Source organism: uncultured Polaribacter sp., from assembly GCF_947497695.1.
Lineage (GTDB): Bacteria > Bacteroidota > Bacteroidia > Flavobacteriales > Flavobacteriaceae > Polaribacter.
Genome location: NZ_CANMHM010000002.1, coordinates 125369 through 146633, shown reverse-complemented (window position 1 = coordinate 146633; position 21265 = coordinate 125369). Strand labels below are relative to the sequence as shown.

The window sequence follows — 21265 nt, the reverse complement described above, 5'->3', positions numbered from 1 at the left end:
AAGTAATATACACTTAGTTTTGTGTAAAATAAAAGTGAATAGTTGTATGAATGTATTGAAAAGTGATTTAAAAGTTAGTTTGATGATAATATTGACCTTGTTTTCAATAATGACTTTTAGTCAAGAAAAGCAAACAGATAAACCAACGATTAAATGGAATGTAACTTCTCAAATTTGGATGCGTTATTCTGATTTAAATGAAGGGTCTTTAATAAACAATGAGCCTGTAGTTACTTTTTTTGACATTTCTGTAAGACGATTAAGAATACCTGTTTCGTCTCAAATAACCCCTAAAATATATGCTTATGCCATTTTTGGAGGGAATAATTATAATTTTAAAAACAAAACATTTGCTTTAGAGGCATTGGATTTATATTTAGAATATTCGTTTGCCAAATCATTAGAAGTAGGTGTTGGTAAATCTGGTTGGCAAGGTTTAAGTAGATGGAATATTCGTTCTAGTAAAACAATGATGGGCTTAGACACCCCTTTGTTTACTTTAAATTCTGTAGAAAAAAATGACGATTTAGGCCGTTTATTTGGGGTTTGGGTAAAAGGGCAAGTTGGTAAAATTGATTATCGTTTTACTTTTAACAGACCTTTTATAGGTGCAGCAATTCCTGATGGAGAAGTGAATTTTGCAAATAATATGCCTAGAATTAAAACTTCATCGTATATTAAATATCAGTTTTTTGAGCATGAATCTAACAAATCTGCTTACCAAACAGGAACTTACGGAAATGCAAAAAAAGTATTTAATGTTGGAGCGGGTTTTCAATATCAAGACAAAGCAATGAGTGATGGTGATGCATTATTGCCAACTACTAATTTTTATGACATGAAAAATTGGGCAGTAGATTCGTTTTTGAATTTACCTTTAAATAATAAGGATGCAATTACTGCTTATTTAGGCTATTATGAGTACGATTTTGGAAAAGATTATATTCGAAATGTTGGAGCAAATAACCCAACAAATGGAGGAGGTTCTGATTTTAATGGTCAAGGAGTTGCTTTCCCTATGATTGGAACAGGAGCAACTTGGTATCTGCAATTTGGGTATGCTTTTAAAGAAACAAAATTTTTAGATCATTTGTTTGTGATTCAGCCAAATATATCGATACAAAGTTCTGATTGGGATGCTTTAAACGACCAAATGACAGTGTATGATTTTGGGGTTAATTTTTTATTGAACGGCACACATAATAGTAAATTTACAATAGCTTACCAACACAGACCTATTTTTGATGCAACAACCATTCAGCAAAAAGGATATAAAGGAATGGCTGTTTTACAATATCAGGTTTCTTTGAAGTAACCTGAGTAGAGTTTTTAAAACATATTTTCTTTAAAAGAATCGTAATATCATCAATTTATTTAAAGAATACATCAAACGTTACACAAAATCTTAAAAAAGAATAAAATATAACATATATTCTGTATATATTTGCCATCAATTAAAATAAAAATGAAAAATAATAATAACAATCTTAATTTCAATAATCCTAACTTGTAGGAACGAAGGTTGTTGTTTAGAAATATATAAAGCCTTCCAATAATTTGGGAGGCTTTTTTTTTAAAATTGAAGAGATGAGTAAAATAATGACAGTCGACATTTTGTCGAGTATTAAAGGAGCAAAAGAATCTGAAGCTGTAAGTAAATTGTTTGATGCAATTAAAAATGCAAATACTTCAAACAGTAATGCTACAAATACAAATCATACCAATGCAGTCTCTTTAGATGATTTAAGGGAAGATGTTGTTATTGATAGTCCACAAGCTGAAAAACAAATTATCATCGAAAATTTTCCAAAAGAAAAGGATGGTTATTTAGTGGTATCTAAAGTCATAGAAGAATAGAAATAGTTTTTAGTTGTTGGTTTTTAGTTGTTAGTTCAAACTGACTGAAATAAAAAATAAAGCTTACATAATGAGCCAAATACATAAAATTCATCAGCAATTGGTGAGCAAAGAAATTTCTTGTACAAAATTAGTGCAAGAAAGGTTAGATTTATTAAAATCGAATACACACAATACTGTCAATTCACTTTTAGATAGTTTAGCATTAGATTTAGCTGCAAAAGTAGATGCTAAAATTGCAAAAGGCGAGGAAATTGGTTTGTTAGAGGGGATTCCTTTTGGAATAAAAGACGTGTACATGGTACAAGGAACTCTAACAACTGCAAGTTCAGATTTGATAAAGAACTATAAATCATCTTATACAGCAACTGCCATTCAGAAATTATTAGATGCAGGTGCAATTCCTTTGGTAAAAGAAAATTGCGATTCTTTTGGACATGGTTCATCATCTGAAAACACCATTTTTGGTGCTGTTAAAAATGCTATGAATACAGATTTAGTTGCAGGAGGTTCAAGTGGAGGTTCTGCAGTAAATGTTGCAAAAGATTATACTGTTTTTTCAATTGGTGGAGATACAGGAGGTTCTGTTAGACAGCCTGCAGGATATAATAAAATTTACGGATTGAAACCAACTTATGGTAGAATTTCTAGATACGGATTAATGGCTTATGCATCATCAACAGACTGCGTTGGACCAATTGCAAAATCGATTGAAGATATTAGAATTGTTTTAAATGTGATGAGTGGTAAGGATGTAAAAGACCAAACTACATATCCATCAGAAGAAATATCAAAAGAAAATATTTTAAAATCTGAAGAAATTAAAACCGTTGGATATTTTAAAAACTTTATAGAAAGTGATGCAATTGATGTACAAGTAAAAGCAGATTTTTTAGTATCGATTGAGAAAATAAAAGCCAAAGGAATTGAAGTAAAAGAATTAGATTTCTTTGAATCTGACACTTTAGTTTCTACTTACTATACTTTGGCAATGGCAGAAACAGCCTCTAATTTATCTAGATTAGATGGTACAAATTATGGAGCAAGAATTGAAGGCGATAATCTTAAAGATACCTATTCAATTACACGTTCAGAAAATTTTTCTGAAGAAACAAAACGTAGAATTGTTGGTGGAAACCAAGTGTTATCTCAAGGTTTTTCTGATGAAATTTATTTAAAAGGATTGAATTTAAGAGACCAGATTTCTGAAAATTTTGAAAAAGATTTTAAAGAAGTAGCTATCATTTTATCTCCTGTTACACCAAGTTCGCCTCCAAAAATTGGCGATAGTTTAAAAGATCCTTTAGCAATGTACTTGTCAGATGCTTATACCGTTGGTTTTAGTTTAGGACAATTACCAACCTTAACTGTCCCACAAGGAACAGCAACAGGATTACAAATTACCGCAGCAAAAAATAATGACGAACTTGTTTTGAAGTTTGCTAACTTCTTAAAAGATACACTATAATGGAATTAGAACAATTAAATAAGCTAATAGAAAAGCACGATTTAGAATTAGTAATTGGTCTTGAAACGCACGTTCGATTAAATACAAAAACAAAACTTTTCTGTTCTTGTGCAAATCAAGAGATAGAACAACCAAACCAAAATATCTGTTCTGTTTGTACAGGACAAATGGGGGTTTTGCCATCTATAAACAAAGAAGCAATTACAAAAGCTATCTATTTTGGAAAAGCAGTTGGTTCATCTTTTTCAAACGAGATTATCTCTTGGGATCGTAAACATTATGAATACCCAGATAATCCAAAAAATATTCAAATTACGCAGTTTCATAATCCTGTAATTCCTGATGGACAAGTTTCTTGCTTTAGAAACGATGGAAGTCAATTTACTGTTGAATTAACACAAGTTCATATTGAGGAAGATGCTGCAAAATTAATGCATGAGAAAAAGGTTTCTTTGGTAGATTTTAACAAAGCAGGTGTGCCATTAATTGAAATTGTTACAGAGCCTTGTGTTCGTAATATCGAAGATGCATCTACCTATGCACAATACATTCAACGTATTGTTCAAAATTTAAAAATATCAGAAGCAAACTTAGAAAAAGGAGAATTTAAGTCGGATGTTTCTGTATCCTTAAGAAAGAAAAATACCGATGTTTTAAACCCAAGAACAGAAATCAAAAACTTAAATTCTTTTAAGTTTATGGTGGATGCTTTACAAGAAGAAATAGAAAAGCAATTAAATTATTACATAGAAAATAAAAAGTTTAGACCAGATCAAACAACAGTTTTGTGGGATGCAGATTTAAAGCAAACCAAAACAATGCGTAAAAAGGAGTTTGAAGCAGATTATCGTTTTATTTCTGAGCCAGATTTGCCTTTTGTAAATATTAAAAATGTTGTAGAAAGTATCGATGTAGATGTAAGTTCATTGCCTTTTGCAGTAGAATCTATTTTGATAAAAGGAGGGGTTTTACCTCAAGATGCTAAGTTTTTTACAGCAGATTCTTTACGTTCAGAAACGTTTGTTGCTATCAATAACAAAGTGAAAGATGCTTCTTTTGTAGCAAAAACATTAACCAATAACATTAAGCCAGAAGATTATTCTAAAATTCAAAACAGTAAAGATTTAAGTGCTATTTTCTCTTTGTTAAAAGAGGATAAAGTTACGGTTGTATTAGCACAGAATGCCATAAAATCTTTATTAGATGATGCTAAATTTGATTATACAGCTTATTTTGAAGCAAACACAATATCAGCATCTCAAATTGAAGAAGCTATTTTAAAAGTAGTTTCTGATAACGAAGCAATTGCCAACGATATTAAAGCAGGAAACCAAGGGAAAGCTGGTATTTTGGTTGGTAAAGTTATCGGAATTATTGGTAAAGGAGCTTCTGGTAAAGTAATTCGTGAGGGGATTATAAAAGCTGTTAGCAATGAGCCTTCAGCTGTTAGAGAAACACCAAAAGCTAATAACCAACAACAGCAAACAGTCAATAGCGAAAAACCAAAAGCTGAAGAAGAATTACCAAAAGTACCTATCATCATAAAAGAAGAGTACAGAACGCATAAAATATCTCAGTTATCAGAAGATTCAATTAACCAAGTCGTTACTTTATCTGGTTGGGTGGCAAGTGTTAGAGATCATGGAGAGTTGATTTTTATTGATTTAAGAGATTCAAGTAATCAAGTATTTCAAGTGCGTTTAAGTAAAGAAACTTTTCCTAATATTGATGAATTAGTTAAGCTAAAATCAGAATCTGTTATCTCTGTAACAGGTAAAGTTGTACAGCGTAAAGAAGATGATTACAATGCAGGTTTAAGAACTGGTAAGTTAGAGTTAGAAACATCGGCTTTAGAAATTTTAAACTTATCTAAAACGCTACCTTTTGAAATAAAAAGAGCCATGAAAACGAACGAAACAACTCGTTTTCAATACAAGTTTTTAGATCATAGAAATGATGAGGTTCGTAAAGCAATTGTAAACCGTCATAAAGTAATTAAGCTACTTCGTGATATTTTAGATGAAGAAGAATTTTTAGAAATAGAAACACCTATTTTAACTGCTGGTACAGATGAAGGAGCAAGAGAGTTTATTGTGCCAACAAGAAAACAAGCAGGTTCTTTTTACACCTTACCTCAAGCACCACAACAATTTAAGCAAATGTTAATGGTTGGTGGTTTTGAAAAATATTTTCAAATTGCACGTTGTTTTAGAGATGAAGATTCTCGTGGAGACAGACAACCAGAGTTTACACAATTAGATATTGAAATGGCGTATGCAAGTATGCAACAGATTATCGATTTAAACACCAAAATGTTTAATGAAATTGTAAAGAAAATTTATGGTAAAAAGTGGATTTTACGTCCGTTTGAAGTTATTACTTACAAAGAAGCCATGGATAAATATGGTTGTGATAGACCAGATTTACGTTATGGATTGCAAATGCAAGACATTACTGAGATTGTAAAAGACACCACTTTTCAAGTTTTTAGTAAACCAATTGAAGAAGGAGGAATTGTAAAGTGTATTAAGGTTTCTGCTGAAGAACAAGGAGGTAAACGTATTTCTAAAGGACAAATAGAAAGTTTAACAACCATTGCACAACAAAATGGGTTAGGTGGTTTGGCATATATTATTGTAAATGAAAACGATTTACAATCGCCAATTATTAAGTTTTTAGGCGAAGAAATTGCTGCCAATATTATAAAAGTTACCAATGCACAAGTTGGTGATGTGGTATTTTTCTCAGCAGCAGATTATGCAACAGCAAACAAAGCATTGGATGCTGTTCGTCAAGAAATGGGACGTTTGTTTAAGTTAATTAATCCGAAAGAATTAAGACCTGCTTGGGTAATAGATTTCCCAATGTTTGAAAAAACAGACGAAGGAAGATGGACCTTTACACACAACCCATTCTCTATGCCAGCAATTTACGATTTAGAAAAACACATAAATGGAAAAGGAGAGGAGATAGGAACCATCATTGCTCAACAATACGATTTAATTTTAAATGGTTTTGAAATTGGTGGAGGTTCTGTACGTGCTCACAAAGCAGACATTTTAGAAGCTACCTATAAAAATATGGGCTATAATAAAGAAGAAATGATGAAAAGTGTTGGTACTATGTACAAAGCGTTTCAATATGGAGCTCCACCTCATGGAGGAATTGCTTGGGGTGTAGACAGATTAATGATGATTTTAGAGAAAAAAGCGTCTATTAGAGAGGTAATGGCGTTCCCTAAAACAGGCTCATCTGAAGATTTATTATTTAATGCACCTTCAATTTTATCTGATAAAAAAGTAGAAGAGATGAATGTGAAGATTATGAGAAAATAATTAATTTATAAAAAAAATATAAATCAATATCTATTAAAGTAATGCACAAACAATATCGCCTTTTTTTAGTGCTATTTCTTCTTCTAACAAATATATATGCTCAAACGCCAATTTATGTTGATGAATTTAATAGTGCTGTAAATAAGGTGGTAAGTGTTCCATCAGGTTTTTCTACTTCTTTGGTAAATGATAACCTTCAAATTAGCGGAAATGGAAATGGAGCAAAGTGGGCAGCGATATCTTATGATTTACATGTAAATGGTGTAGCTAATACAATCGATATTTCTAATAGTCCTAAGCTATTTGTAAGAGCAAAAGCATCGCCAAACTTAGAGTTTAGGGTCGATTTAAAAGATCAAAAAGGGTATTTTACAAATCAAAATCCAACCTCTGTAAATTTAGATAGTGACTATGCTATTTACGAATTCGATTTTACAAACAAACTATTTGATGGTGCTTTTGGTGGAACTTGTACTTCTGCACCTTGTGCATTAGATGCTACAAAAATTAAAAGTTTATCCTTTTTTGCAAAACCAAGTATTGGGGGTTATGTTGGTAAAATTGATATTGATTGGATTACATTAGGTTCTGTTTTACCCATAAGAAATGAAGGAGTTAGCAACATTAATATAAGATATAATCAAGTTGGTTATTTTGATGGAAGAGAAAAAACCATAAGTATAAATTCTTTAGAAAATTTTTCTTCATTAAATTATACAATAAAAAATGAGAATGGTGTAATTGTTAAAACAGGAATAACTTCTAAAGTTAATTTTTGGGAAGATGCACAAGAATATGTTTCCGTTATTGATTTCACTGAAATTGATACAGAAGGACAATATACAATTGATGTAGAAGGAGCGCAAGAAACATTTAAAATAGGAAATGATGTTTACAATGATTTGTCATTGGCTTCTTTAAAATATTTCTATTACAACAGGGCAAGTACTGCAATAACTTCTGCAAATGGAGGTATTTGGGCAAGAGCATCTGGTTTGTCAGATACACAAGTAAAAGTTCATTCTTCTGCAGCATCTTCTGCTAGACCTACAAACACAATTATTTCAGCTCCTAAAGGATGGTTTGATGCAGGAGATTATAATAAATACGTTGTAAATAGTGGTATTTCTACCTATACTTTATTAGCGGCTTTTGAACATTATAAATCTTATTATGAAACGAAAACCCTAAATATTCCAGAATCTGGAAATAATTTACCAGATATTTTAGATGAAATTATATGGAATTTAGATTGGATGTTAGCTATGCAAGATCCTAATGATGGAGGTGTGTATCATAAATTAACAGGTTTAAATTTTTCTGGAAGAATAATGCCAGATAAATATACAGCAAATCGTTATGTTGTTAAAAAAAGTACAGCTGCTGCTTTAAATTTTGCAGCTGTAACAGCACAAGCTTCTCGTGTTTTTAATGATTATAAAAATGAAAAACCAGGATATAGTAGTCTTTTATTAAATGCTTCTAAAGATGCTTATGCTTGGGCCAAAGCAAATCCTATACTCTATTTTACAAATCCTCAAGATGTAAAAACAGGAGAATATGGAGATAGAAATTTGACAGATGAATTTCAATGGGCAGCATCAGAATTATTTATTACTACAAAAGATAATCAATATAAAAATGATATTAATTTAAATGCAATTAATAATAGAGTACCAAGTTGGCAAAATGTTGCTAGTTTGGCATTGCTTTCTTTAAATCATCATTCCGTTTCTATTACAACAGATATTAATGTAGCAAGCTTAAAAGCAACATTATTAAATACAGCAAATGATATTAAATTTAGAGTAGATAATTCTGCTATGAATATAGGAATGGCAAATAATGATTATGTTTGGGGTAGCAATGGTGTTGCAGCGAATCAAATTATGTATTTAATTAGAGCTTATGAAATATCAAATGATAAAACATATTTAAAAGCAGCCTATAAAGCAATGGATTATCTTTTAGGAAGAAATGGTTTAGGTCTTACTTTCGTTTCTGGTTTTGGAGATAAAAGAATATTAAACCCACATCATAGAATTTCTGATGCAGATAGAGTTGCTGCACCAATACCAGGTATGTTAGCTGGAGGGCCACAACCAGGTCAGCAAGATAATTGTACTTCTTATCCAAGTAATGTTGCTGCAAGGTCGTTTTCAGATACTTGGTGTTCTTATGCTACAAATGAAGTTACAATTAACTGGAATGCACCTTTAGCCTACGTAACAAATGCTTTGAGGTTTTACCAAAATAATAATGTGGCTTTAAGTTTACAAAATAATCGTAATATAGAGAGTATTGTAGAAATATATCCAAATCCTGTAGAAAGTCAATTGTATTTTTACTTTTTAAATAATAATATAAAAGAGATAAGGATTTTTAGTGTTACTGGTAAACAAATTTTTAAAACAAATAAGTTTTTAAAAAATAGTAAATTAGATTTTACAAATTTAAAAAAGGGGGTGTATTTTATCAGAGTAATTTCGCAAAAAGGTAGTGTCACAAAAAAGATTATAAAAAAATAAAAGCAATTTAAAAATCCTTTATTTTTTGACCAAATATATAAAGTTCAGAAAATACAATTCTTTATAATTACAACTTTGCTAAATTCCTGAATTTTTATGTGTGTTCAGTTTATAAGAATCACATCAAAAAATTAGATATAAAATTAATAAAGCTGCCTTTTTCTATATAAACTAATGTCTTTACTTTAATTCATAAAAAGTTATCTATTAATTTATTGCTTGTATTAGCCTAAAACACTTTAATTTCCTTGTATACAGTTTAGTTTGTATAAGTACCTTTGTGTATATTGTCATTTAGCTAAGATGAGCCATGAGCCATGTAAAATCTAACAGTTACAAGATTCTTCTTCAAGTTTGCCCTGTAATGTTTAACTCTTTTTATAAGATTTTTATTTTTTTTATTGAATTATAGCTTTTAAACGATTTCAAATTTCACATTTTTTTTCAATACCTTTAATTTGATTTAAGTTTTATTAACAGTAGAGTAATAAAGTTTTTATCAATCATTTTTGCTATTTCATCTAAGAGTTTAACGAATAAAAAAAACTTAAATATCTAATAATTATGATTTTAGTGTTATTTTTTAAGATTTATAAAGATAATATTAAATATAATTAGGTTAAAAGACTTAATATATCAGTATAGTACAGGATACCTAAAGTGTTAAAGTTTTGTAAAATTGTAATCGGTTGAGTAAACATTTATAATTATGACTTACTTTAAATCGAATCAAAAAAATAACTATTTATTAAATTTAAAACTAAAAATGAAGCAAAAATTAAAAAACAAAAGGTCCTTTTCAGGATTTATGTTCTTACTAGTACTTGTTTTCTTCAGTTTTACAACTGTTAGCTCGCAAGCTCAAGAAGTGGTTTCGGGTGTTGTGAAAGATGAAGGTGGAATGCCTTTGCCTGGAGTAAGTATAGTGCAAAAAGGTACTTCCAGAGGAACTTCAACAGATTTCGATGGAAATTATTCTTTAAAGTTAACTTCTGGTGACAAAATTTTGGTGTTTTCTTCTTTAGGTTTTCAGAAAAAAGAAATTTCTGTAAATGGTAAGTCAACTATTAATGCTATTTTGAAAGAAGATGTTGCTAGTTTAGAGGAAATTGTTGTCGTTGGTTATGGTACTCAAAAGAAAGAATCTGTAGTTGCTTCAATTGTTCAAATCAAAGGAGAAGAATTGTTAGATAGGGCTGCTGGTATTACAAATGTTGAAGAGGCTTTACAAGGTAATTTACCTGGTGTTACAGCAATACAGGGAAGTGGTGCTCCTGGAGAGTCTAATATGAAGATTTTTATTCGTGGACAAAGTTCTTGGAATGGTTCAGGAGGTCCGTTAATTCTAGTAGATGGGGTAAAGAGATCAATGACAGATATTGATATGAATGATATTGAAAATTTATCTGTACTTAAGGATGCTTCTGCAACAGCTGTTTTTGGTGTTGAGGGAGCAAATGGAGTTATTTTAATAACTACAAAAAGAGGTCAGACAGGGAAAGCGCAATTGTCATTAAATGTGAATACAACTATAAAAATGATTTCGCAATTGCCGGAAAAATTAAATTCTTTTGATGCTTTAACACAAGCAAATAGTTCTATTCTTAGAGAACTTGCTGTTTTGCCTAGTTCTTGGGGTGATTATACACCTGGTAATATTTTAGATAGATATCGTAATCCTGCCTCTTTGCAAGAAAGTTATATTTATCCTAATGTAAACTGGGAGGATGAATTGTTAAAAGATTTTGCTCAAGATTATAGAATCAATTTATCTGTACGTGGAGGTAATAAGACAGCAAAATATTTTGGTAGTTTAGCATACCAAACTGTCGATGATATTTTTGATGGTGGTAAATATGACAATGGAAGAGGGTATTTAGGTCAATTTAATTATCAAAGATTTAATTATAGAACAAATATCGATTTTAATGTAACAAATACTACTGAGATTTCCGTAAATCTTTCAGGTTTTCTAGGGGTAAGAGAAAATCCAAGTTCTATTAGGAATGTAGCTAATGCAATTTATTTAGTTGCACCAAGTTTTTATGTTCCTGTATACGAAGATGGGTTTTATGGTGTTGATCCAGAAGCAAAAGATGTTTTTAAGAACTCTGTACAAAATCTATCTGCAAGTGGATACAATACTTTAACTAACTTTCAGATAAATACAGATTTTATAGTAAAGCAAAAATTAGATTTCCTAACAGAAGGTTTATCTATGCAGGGTAGATTTTCGTTAGATAACAATATGAGAAGTCAACAATCTTTAAATGATGGAGGTGTAAGACAGAGGTTTTATAGGGATGGAGTTGAAAACCTTCTAATACCTAATGGAGTTAATGATTTTGATTATGTGCAAGCACCTTGGACAATAGATGCTTCAGAAGTAGAGGATAATCGAAGAGCAAGAAGAATGGTTTATGATTTTTCTTTAAACTATACTAAGACTATTGCAGAAAAGCATAACTTTACAGGATTATTCTTAGTAAGAAGGCAACAACGTGCTACAGGTAGTGTTTTTCCTAGATTTAGAGAAGATTGGGTAGGAAGAGTTACTTATAATTATGATTCAAGGTACTTTTTAGATATTAATGGTGCTTATAATGGTTCTGAACAATTTGGTGAAGGATTTCGTTTTGATCTCTTTCCTTCTTTAGCTGTTGGATGGACGCCTTCTAATGAAGCTTTTATGGAAAATGTAGATTGGGTATCTAAGCTTAAAATAAGAGGTTCTTATGGTGTAGTTGGAGATGATAATTTTGTAACCAGTCTTGCTACCGAAAATAGGTTTAAGTATCAGTCTCAATGGGCTTTGGGTGGTTCTTCTTATTTAGTTCCTAGTTCATATGCTGCGAATTCACCATATGTTTTTTACAGAGAGTCAGTAGTTGGTAATCCAAATTTACAATGGGAAACATCCGAAAAATATAACATAGGTACTGAGTTTTCTTTTTTCAATGGTTTGCTATCAGGTGAGTTAGATTATTTTGCAGAAAACCGTGATAATATTGTTATTGTTGGTAGTCAAAGAAGTGTGCCAGATTGGTTTGGGCAAACACCACCAGACTTTAATGGAGGTAAGGTTGAGGTAAGAGGTTATGAAGTAGTTCTTGGAACCAATTATACTTTTGGGAATGGATTAAATCTTTATGGAGATGTTAATTTTACCCAAGCAAAAGATTTAGTAATTGAGAGAGATGATCCATTGTTTAGACCTGATCACTTGAGAAATGCTGGGTATAGAATAGGTCAATCAAGAACATTTATCCCAGCAGAAATATTAACCAGTTGGGATGATGTATACATGTCTACACCAAAAAGTGCTGGTCAAGCAGATACAAGAGTTGGTTATTATGATATTGTAGATTTTAATGGAGATGGTGTTTTTGATACTAATGCATCTGAAAGTGCCGATAGAGCTCCATTTGGATATGCAGAACAACCTCAAAGAAATTGGAGCGCTACTTTAGGAGCTCGTTATAAGGGGTGGAATGTTTCAGCACAATTATATGGAACACAAAATGCATCTAGACAATTCAGTAATAATGCTTTTGTTCAAGGAACACCATTACTTTTTACACAAGATTTAGACTATTGGACTGTAGATAACCCAAACAATACAGATACACAACCAACATGGTTAGCAAATGGAGGTACAAATCCTAGAGATAACTGGTTAGATGCATCTTTAACAAGATTAAAGGCAGTCTCAGTTTCTTATGAAGTTCCTAAAAAAACGTGTGAAAAACTAGGTCTTAAAAAATTGACTGTTTTTGCAAATGGTAATAATTTGTTCTTATGGTCTAATCTACCAGATGATAGAGAGTTTAATGCAGGTGATAATGATAGAGATATTGGTGATTCACGATCTAGAGGTAATTACCCTACCTTAAAAAGATTTAATTTTGGGTTTAATATGAATTTTTAAAAAAGACGTAATGAAAAACTATACAATAAAATTAATAATGATTTTAGGGCTCTTGTTCTCCTTTTCATGTGAGGATTTTTTAGATCAAGCTCCCGAAACAAGCTTAAGTGAAGAAGATGTTTTCTCAAGTTTTAATAATGCTCAAGGTTTTGTAGAAGAAATGTATTCCTTGGTTGTTTCTTATGAACAGCAAACTCATACTTTTCAAGATTATTTATTGGGAGATGATGGTCATGTTGATAGAGAGGCTAAGATAAGTGGTGATATTGATAATGGAGATTTATTTGCTGTTATATCAGATAATTTCTCTTACTTTTTTAATCATTATGGTGCAGAATATGGGTCTACAGGTGTAAATTCAGCAAATGTTACAAATAATAATGCTTTTAATAGACAAAGGCCTGGGTTATGGGATGCAAGTTTAAGAGGTATTCGTAAAGCTAATATAATTATAGAGAATATTGACTTGTTGATTAATGCTAGTCAAGCTGAAAGAGATGTAATTTTAGGTCAAGCGTATTTCTTTAGAGCATTTTTTCACAATGAAATAATGAAGTTTTGGGGACGTTTTCCATACATAACAGAAGTTTATGTTGGAGTGGTAAATACACAAAGACCAGAAACTTATAAAGAATCTGCTTTGGCGGCCAATGAAGATTATAAGAGAGCTATTGACCTATTACCTTTTGATTGGGATAATGAGGCATATGGAAGATTAACTGCAGGTGATAATAAAAATAGAATTAATAAAATGACAGCTTATGCTTTTCAAGGTAAAAATTTACTTTTAGCTGCAAGCCCATTAATGTTTAGTAATAATCAAGGTGGGTTAAATACTTATCAATATGATACTGAATTGTGTGATATGGCTGTAGATGCTTTTGCAGAGGTGCTTAAATCTGGGAAATACTCATTAGCAACTTGGGAAAATTACGACGAGGTTTTTTGGAAATCTCCTACACGTAATGCTTGGCCAGGTGGTACAGAATTTATCTTTGCTGCTACAGGTGGTAATACTGTGCAATCAGAAAGGTTTATGACATCAGGAGTAAGTAAAGACTTTCATAATACATCAGCAGGTTTTGAAACAATTAGTCCTACACATAATTATATTTATAATAATTTTGGGATGGCTAATGGACTTTCAATTGAAGATGATTTAAGTGGTCAATTTGGTGCTTCAGATTATAATCCTAACAAACCTTTTGATAATCGTGATCCACGTTTTGATAGATGGCATATTACTGATGGAGATTTAGTTGCTCCAAGAGCTACAGGTGTTGATGCTAAACATCAAAGAGCTCAATTATGGCGTGTTTCAGATACGGAAACAGGTATCCACAGAAGATCTGGTAATAGTAATATAAAGTCTACAACAGGTTATATGCGTACAAAATTTTACCCTATAGTTGATGGAGAGTATCATAGTAGATGGAATGATATTATAGATCAATATGTAGGTGTGCGCCTTCACATGAGATATACAGATGTTTATTTGATGTATGCAGAAGCATTACATGCTTCTAAAGGAGCAACCACAGCACCACTTTCTCATAGTTTAACTGCTGAGGCTGCAATTAATGAGTTACGTCAAAGAGCTGGTATGCCAGATATTCTAAAAGAATTTGTGGGTGATAACAACAAATTTATGGATGAATTGAGAAGAGAAAGAGCTGTTGAACTATGTTATGAAGCACATAGATGGCTTGATATTCGTCGTTGGGGTGTTGCTCATCTAGAAAAATACAAACAAAAAACAGCTTTAAATTTCCCTGAAAATCATGCTACTGTTGGAGGGTATGAACCAGAAGAACTTGTAATGAGAGTGTGTGAATACCCAAAACATTATTGGTTGCCATTTGAAGCGAAACAAACACAAATATACGAGGGCTTTCCTCAAAATCCAGGATGGTAAACCTCCACATAAAATTCGTTTTAATTAATATAAAGAAAAAAAATGAAGATAAATAATAAATTTTATAAACGATTTATCCTAGCATGCTTAATGTTTTTCAGCTTTTGTTCCATTACAATTGCACAAACAAAAGGTTTAAATGTAAAAGCAACTGTGGTAGATAAACAAGGTAATCCTATAAGTGGGGTTAGTGTTTTTGGTATCAATGGATATAAAACTTCTACTGGTGTTAATGGTAATTTTGAAATTAAATCAATAGACGATCAATCTATCGTTATTGAAAAAAAGGGTTACACGTCAAAAATCCTAAGTATTTCAGATTTATCAACTGATATTGTTTTAGAAAAATCATTATTTCTTACCTCTAAAGAGGATGAAATTAAGATGGGTGTAGCTTCAAAAAATCGTAGAGAGATGATTGGATCAGTTTCTACTATCAATACTAGAGATCGTATAACTTATGATAACACCCAGTTTCTTAGAAATTACATCAACGGATTGATGTTAGGTGTTAGGGGTAGTGATAACATTAGAGGTATCGGAAGCGCTATTTTTGTAATTGATGGTATTTTAGGTCGTGATCCTAATATTTTAAACATGGAGGAGGTTGAGCAAATAACTGTTCTTAAAGATGCTAATGCCGTTGCATTGTATGGTACTCAAGCCAGAGATGGAGTAATTGTTATTAATACAAAAAGAGGAAAAGTAAATAAAAAGGAAATTAACGTAAATGTTCGTTCAGGATTTAGCACTCCAATTTCCTTGCCAAATTATTTGAGTTCTGCTGCATACATGCAACTTTTTAATGAAGCTACAATAAATGACACACCAGCAGGACAAACACCTAATTTACCTTTTTCTAGCGAACTAATCAATAATACTAGAAGTGGTTTAAATCCAATAGAATTTCCTGATGTAGATTATTATTCAAGTCAGTTTGTAGAACCATTTATAATCAATACAAGTGTTATTACTGAATTTTCTGGAGGTAATAAAAACAATCAGTACTATGTAAATGTTGGTTGGAACCGAACTGGATCTTGGGTTGATATTAATGAAGATATTAACGCAGGAACAAACCGTTTCAATTTGAGAGGTAATATTGATTTTAAAATTAATGATTGGATAACTAGTAGCTTAGATGGTATTGCTATTGTAAGTACAAATAGAGCGTCTCGAGCTAATATATTAAGTTCAGCAACTACTTTAAGACCTAATGCATACTCACCTTTTTTGCCTTTAGATTTAATAGATACTAGTAATGAAACAGTTGCAGGACAAATATTATCAGCTCGTAAATTTAATGGAACGATATTAGGTACTTCTCAAGAATTAGGGAACAATGCACCCATTGCATTAGCAATTGCTGGAGGGTATAGAGACACAGTTTTTAGATCAACTCAGTTCAATAATTCTATTAATTTTGACTTAGACAAAATAGTTAAAGGTTTATCTGCTAAGACATATTTAAGTTTTGATTTTTATGATTCTTATAACTTGTCTATAGAAAATCAATTTAAAACTTATGCTCCTGAATGGGAAGGTAATTTAATAAATAATTTTGGTAAATCTGACCTAGATAATGATCCATTAACACCAGATGTAATTGATGATTCTCGTATTTTTGGTCAAGATAGAAAAGATATATCTGAAAACGTAAGTACTAATGGTTTCTTATCACGTTTTGGTTTTTATGGATTGTTAAATTATAATAAAACTATTAAAGATGATCATTCTTTTAATACAACCTTATTAGCTTACTATAACTCACAGAATAGCAATAATGTTATTCAAAGAGATGTAGATTCTCATATAGGTTTTCAAGTATCTTATGACTATAAGAAAAAATTATATTTTGATTTTAGTGGTACTTATGCTAATTCAATTAAACTTGCAGAGGGTAGCAGAGGTGGTTTTTCACCAACTTTTGGTTTGGCTTATGTATTAAGTGAAGAACAATTTTTGAAAGATGTTGACTTTGTCAATTACCTTAAAATCAAAGCTACAGGAGGTGTTATCAAATCAGATATAGGTATTAATGGCTATTACTTATATGATGAAAACTATTCTAACGGCAATAACTTTAATTGGGCAGATGGACAAAGTCTTAATAACAGACAAAACCTATCACAAGGAGCAAATCCAAACCTAACTTTTGAAGAACGTGTTGATTTAAATTTAGGTTTTGAAACCTATTTAATGAATTCTATATGGATAGAAGCTAATTATTTTAGAACAGAACTAGACAAGCAAATTGCATTCTTAGGAGCTGAATATCCTTCATTTTATGACAACTTTAGACCTTATAATAATTTTAATAATAATTTATATACTGGTTTTGAATTAGGATTTAATTATAATAAAACTATTAATAATGTTGAAGTAAGTTTAGGTGCTAATGTTTTATATAGTCAAACAGAAGCATTAAAAAGATCTGAAATAAACGAATTTGATTATCAGAACAGAGTTGGAAAAGAATTGTCTACAATTTTTGGTTTAGAGGATCAAGGGTTTTATACTGAAGCTGATTTTGATGTTGATGCCAATGGAGGTTATACTTTAAAAGCAGGAATGCCAGTTCCAAGTTTTGGAGATGTTCAACCAGGAGATATAAAGTACAAGAATCAAAATACTGACCAAGTTATTGATAACGATGATATTATTGGTATAGGTCAAGGTAGTAGTCCTTGGTCTTATGGAATTAATCTTAATGTTAAATATAAAAGGTTTAATTTATTTGTTCTTGGTACTGGTCAAACTGGTGCTGTGGGTACTAAGTTAGCTAGTAATTTTAATCAATATTATTCAGTTGATGGAAATGATAAGTATTCTGAGGTTGTTTTAGGTCGTTGGACTCCTGCAACAGCTAACACAGCAACATTTCCTAGATTGTCTAGCAGAACAAATTCAAATAATTTTAGATCATCAACATTTTGGTTATATGACAACAGTTTTTTTAATATCAATAGAGCTCAGTTAACTTATGAATTTACTGAAGGTTTAATTGATAAACTTGGTATAGAAGATTTAAGTATGAATATATCAGGAACAAACTTGTTTGAAATATCAAAAAATAGAGATATTCGTCAATTAAGAATTGGTTCAAACCCTTTAGCTAGAGCTTATACTTTAGGTTTAAGAGTGTCATTTTAATTCAATAATAAATAATTAGATAAATAAAATGAAAAATTTAATAAAATATATATTAATTGTGTTAGTTTTTGCTGGCATGATTGGCTGTGATACCTTAGAGCCAATTGATGAAAATAGGTTAACTTTAGATGATGTTAAAGAGTTTCCAGGAAGGTCAGAAGGAGTATTATTAAATGCATATACTGGTTTAGTAAGTCAATTAACATTTTCTGACGGTGCAACCGATGATGCCGTTAATAATCAATTAAATAATAGTTTCAAAAGAATTGCAAATGGAGAGTTAAATGCTCAGTTTAATCCAGCATCACGATGGAATAATTACGAAAGAGTATTTTGGGCAAATCGTTTTTTGGAAATTTTAGATTCAGGTGAAGTAACTTGGGCTCAAGATGAGGTAGCTAACAGTTTGTTTAATGATCGTTTAAAAGGAGAAGCTTTGGCTTTAAGAGGTTTGCATCATTTTTATGTACTACAAGCTCATGCTGGGAAAAATGATTCTGGTGAGTTATTAGGGGTTCCTTATTTTAAAGACTTTATTGAACCAAATGAAAACTTTAATGTGCCTCGTTTGTCATTCCAGGCTACTGTTGATGCCATTATGAAAGATTTTGATGATGCATTAGAATTATTACCTACAGATTATGGTGTTAAAGACTCAAAATATGATGAGATAGATGATGGTATTTATAACAGAGTAAATGGCTCTCAGTATAATTTACGTTTGTCAGGTAGAATTGTGAAAGCTTTAAAGGCACGTTTGGCTCTTTTTGCGGCTAGTCCATCTTTCTTAAATGGTCAAGGAAACTACTACACTATTGCAGCTGAAAATGCTGCTGAAATTATTGAACTTAACGGAGGTGTTTCTAGTTTAGCACCAAATGGTAATGAGTTTTATATAAATGACACCAATGTTGAAGACCCAAATGAGTCTTTATGGCGTGGTTCTCTAAGTGGTAATACTGCAACTTTAGAGTTAAGAATGTTTCCACCTTCAGTTAATGGTAGAGGTGAAATTAACCCAACCCAAAATCTTGTAGATGCATTTCCTATGAATGATGGAAGACCAATTACAGATTCTGATCAATATGATCCTCAGAGTCCATATGCAAATAGAGATCCAAGATTAGAAAAATATATTGTTGTTAACGGTGCTACCTTTGGAGGAGGTACAATTAATACAGGTTTTAAAGGAGGTATTGATAGAGTAGATTCTATTCAACAATCTTCAACAACAACTGGTTATTATCTTAAAAAGTTATTACGTCCAGATGTTACAATAACTAGCCAAGGATCATCAGGTAAAATTCATGCTAATGTATATTTTAGATATACAGAATTATTTTTAATCCTAGCAGAAGCAGCTAATGAAATAGGAGGTCCTGATTTTAAAGTTAAAGGTATTTCAGCACTTGATGTAATTTCTGAAATTCGAAAGAGAGCAGATATAACACCAGATAACTATATAGGTACTATCACTACTAAGGAAGCTATGAGGGAACTTATTAGAAATGAACGACGTTTAGAATTATGTTTCGAAGGTCACAGATTCTGGGATCTAAGAAGATGGGGAGTATCTTTAACAGAAACAGCTAGGGGTTACTTTTTTGACGGAAGCAATTATGTGGAGTTACCTTCTGTAGAAGAAAGAAATTTCCAATCTAATGCTATTTATTTGCCAATACCAAATAACGAGATTATAAAGTTTTCAGAACTTGAGCAAAATAATGGTTGGTAATTAAATGTATATTCAAATAAATAAAAACATTAAAAATGAAAAATAAATTATTAATAATATTCGCTTTTGCTTTAGTTTTTATGGCTTGCGAAAACCAAGAAAGTGATTTTCCTGACTTTGGCTCAACTTCAGTATATTTTCCATTTCAAACACCTGTAAGAACATTAATACAAGGTAAATACGATTTAGGATTTAATGATAATGACAACAATGGTCGTTTTGAGATAGGAGTAACAATGTCTGGAGTATACAATAACAATATAGATCGTAAAGTAAACTTTGAAGTAGATACAGATATAATTAATCCAACTATTTTAGGTGGAATTAGTACAAATGTAGTTGCATTACCTGAATCCTATTACACTATTGAACAAGAAAGTCCACTTACAATCCCTGCTGGTTCTATTAAAGGGCGTATTCCTGTTCAACTTACAGATGCTTTTTTTGATGATCCTCTTTCTTTTGTTGCTGTAAATGATTCCGTAAATTATGTTATTCCTTTAAAAATCACAAATTTTGTAGATTTAGATTCTCTTTTAATTGGAGTTCCAAATGAAGGTATAGCTGAACCTAAAAGGGTAATCGCTAACAATTGGTCAATTCTTCCTAAAGATTATACACTTTTTGGTATCAAGTTTATGAATAAGTATCAAGGTATTTATTTACGTAGAGGTGAGGATAAAGTTGTTGGATCTACTAAAGTAGTTAAAACAGGTTTTGTAAATTCTGAAGACGAAACAGTTGTTGATGGATCTACAGTTTATAGATCTGAATTTGTTGTACGTGATGAAATAACTTCAGTATCAACTGCAGGTAGAAATAAAGCTATTAGCATAAATAGTGTTAGAAGACCAGGTATTCCTAGTAATAGTAATGTTTCTTTATTATTAACATTTAATGATAGTGAAGATATTACAATTACCAGTGCAGATGAGAATAGTCCTTTTGTTGTTACAGGAACAGGAAAGTTTGTTGAAAATGGAGATGAATGGGGTGGAGAAAAACGTGATGTAATTTATTTAGAATATGAATACCAAGATAAAGTGGTAGAAAATACTAAAGAAAATTTTAATTTTACTGATGTTACATCAACAATAGATTTGTTTCATACAGTTAAAGATACTTTGGTTATAAGAGATAGAGATGTTAAATTTGAAGAATTTACTTTTTATTTAAATGAATAAATAATAATATCTTTATCTTATCAAGTTATATAAACCTTTCATTATTTTTTAATGAAAGGTTTTTTATTATAACAGATACAAATATTTTAATTATTCTCAATTTATAGCTTAAATAACCTGTTCATTTAATTATTTAGGTTTTATATATTTATATTATGTTTT

10 protein-coding genes are annotated in these 21265 nt (G+C 31.0%); all 10 read left to right on the top strand.

From position 1 onward, the window contains the following. Window positions 1-82: 82 nt before the first annotated feature. The 10 genes from Q0731_RS02930 to Q0731_RS02885 all read left to right on the top strand — a co-directional run bounded on the left by Q0731_RS02930 (window position 83) and on the right by Q0731_RS02885 (window position 21103). Window positions 83-1315, top strand: coding sequence for a porin (locus Q0731_RS02930; protein ID WP_299059635.1), 1233 nt, complete (start codon window positions 83-85; stop codon window positions 1313-1315). Between the two features lie 284 nt (window positions 1316-1599). Continuing rightward, on the top strand, window positions 1600-1857 hold the full coding sequence (locus Q0731_RS02925) for a hypothetical protein (RefSeq protein WP_299059632.1): 258 nt from the start codon (window positions 1600-1602) through the stop codon (window positions 1855-1857). Between the two features lie 70 nt (window positions 1858-1927). Next, window positions 1928-3325: an amidase family protein gene (locus Q0731_RS02920; protein WP_299059629.1), complete on the top strand. Its 1398-nt coding sequence runs from the start codon at window positions 1928-1930 to the stop codon at window positions 3323-3325. Next, window positions 3325-6660, top strand: a complete 3336-nt coding sequence (gatB/aspS, locus tag Q0731_RS02915) for a bifunctional amidotransferase subunit GatB/aspartate--tRNA ligase AspS (RefSeq protein ID WP_299059626.1) — start codon at window positions 3325-3327, stop codon at window positions 6658-6660. Before Q0731_RS02920 ends, gatB/aspS begins: the two co-directional genes overlap by 1 nt. 41 nt (window positions 6661-6701) lie before the next feature. Beyond that, complete coding sequence (locus Q0731_RS02910) at window positions 6702-9188, top strand: glycoside hydrolase family 9 protein (RefSeq protein ID WP_299059625.1); 2487 nt, start codon at window positions 6702-6704, stop codon at window positions 9186-9188. Between the two features lie 766 nt (window positions 9189-9954). Beyond that, entirely contained in the window at window positions 9955-13116 is a 3162-nt protein-coding gene (locus tag Q0731_RS02905; protein ID WP_299059622.1) for a TonB-dependent receptor, read from the top strand. A gap of 10 nt (window positions 13117-13126) precedes the next feature. Continuing rightward, entirely contained in the window at window positions 13127-15031 is a 1905-nt protein-coding gene (locus Q0731_RS02900) for a RagB/SusD family nutrient uptake outer membrane protein (protein WP_299059619.1), read from the top strand. Window positions 15032-15121: 90 nt separating this feature from the next. Continuing rightward, the gene (locus Q0731_RS02895) at window positions 15122-18184 is read left to right on the top strand and encodes a SusC/RagA family TonB-linked outer membrane protein (RefSeq protein ID WP_299059616.1); all 3063 of its coding nucleotides are present in this window, start codon (window positions 15122-15124) and stop codon (window positions 18182-18184) included. Between the two features lie 28 nt (window positions 18185-18212). Beyond that, on the top strand, window positions 18213-19919 hold the full coding sequence (locus tag Q0731_RS02890; protein ID WP_299059613.1) for a RagB/SusD family nutrient uptake outer membrane protein: 1707 nt from the start codon (window positions 18213-18215) through the stop codon (window positions 19917-19919). A 35-nt stretch (window positions 19920-19954) separates the two neighbouring features. After that, window positions 19955-21103 (top strand): DUF5627 domain-containing protein, encoded by a 1149-nt coding sequence (locus Q0731_RS02885; protein WP_299059610.1) that lies wholly within the window; start codon window positions 19955-19957, stop codon window positions 21101-21103. Window positions 21104-21265 lie beyond the last annotated feature (162 nt).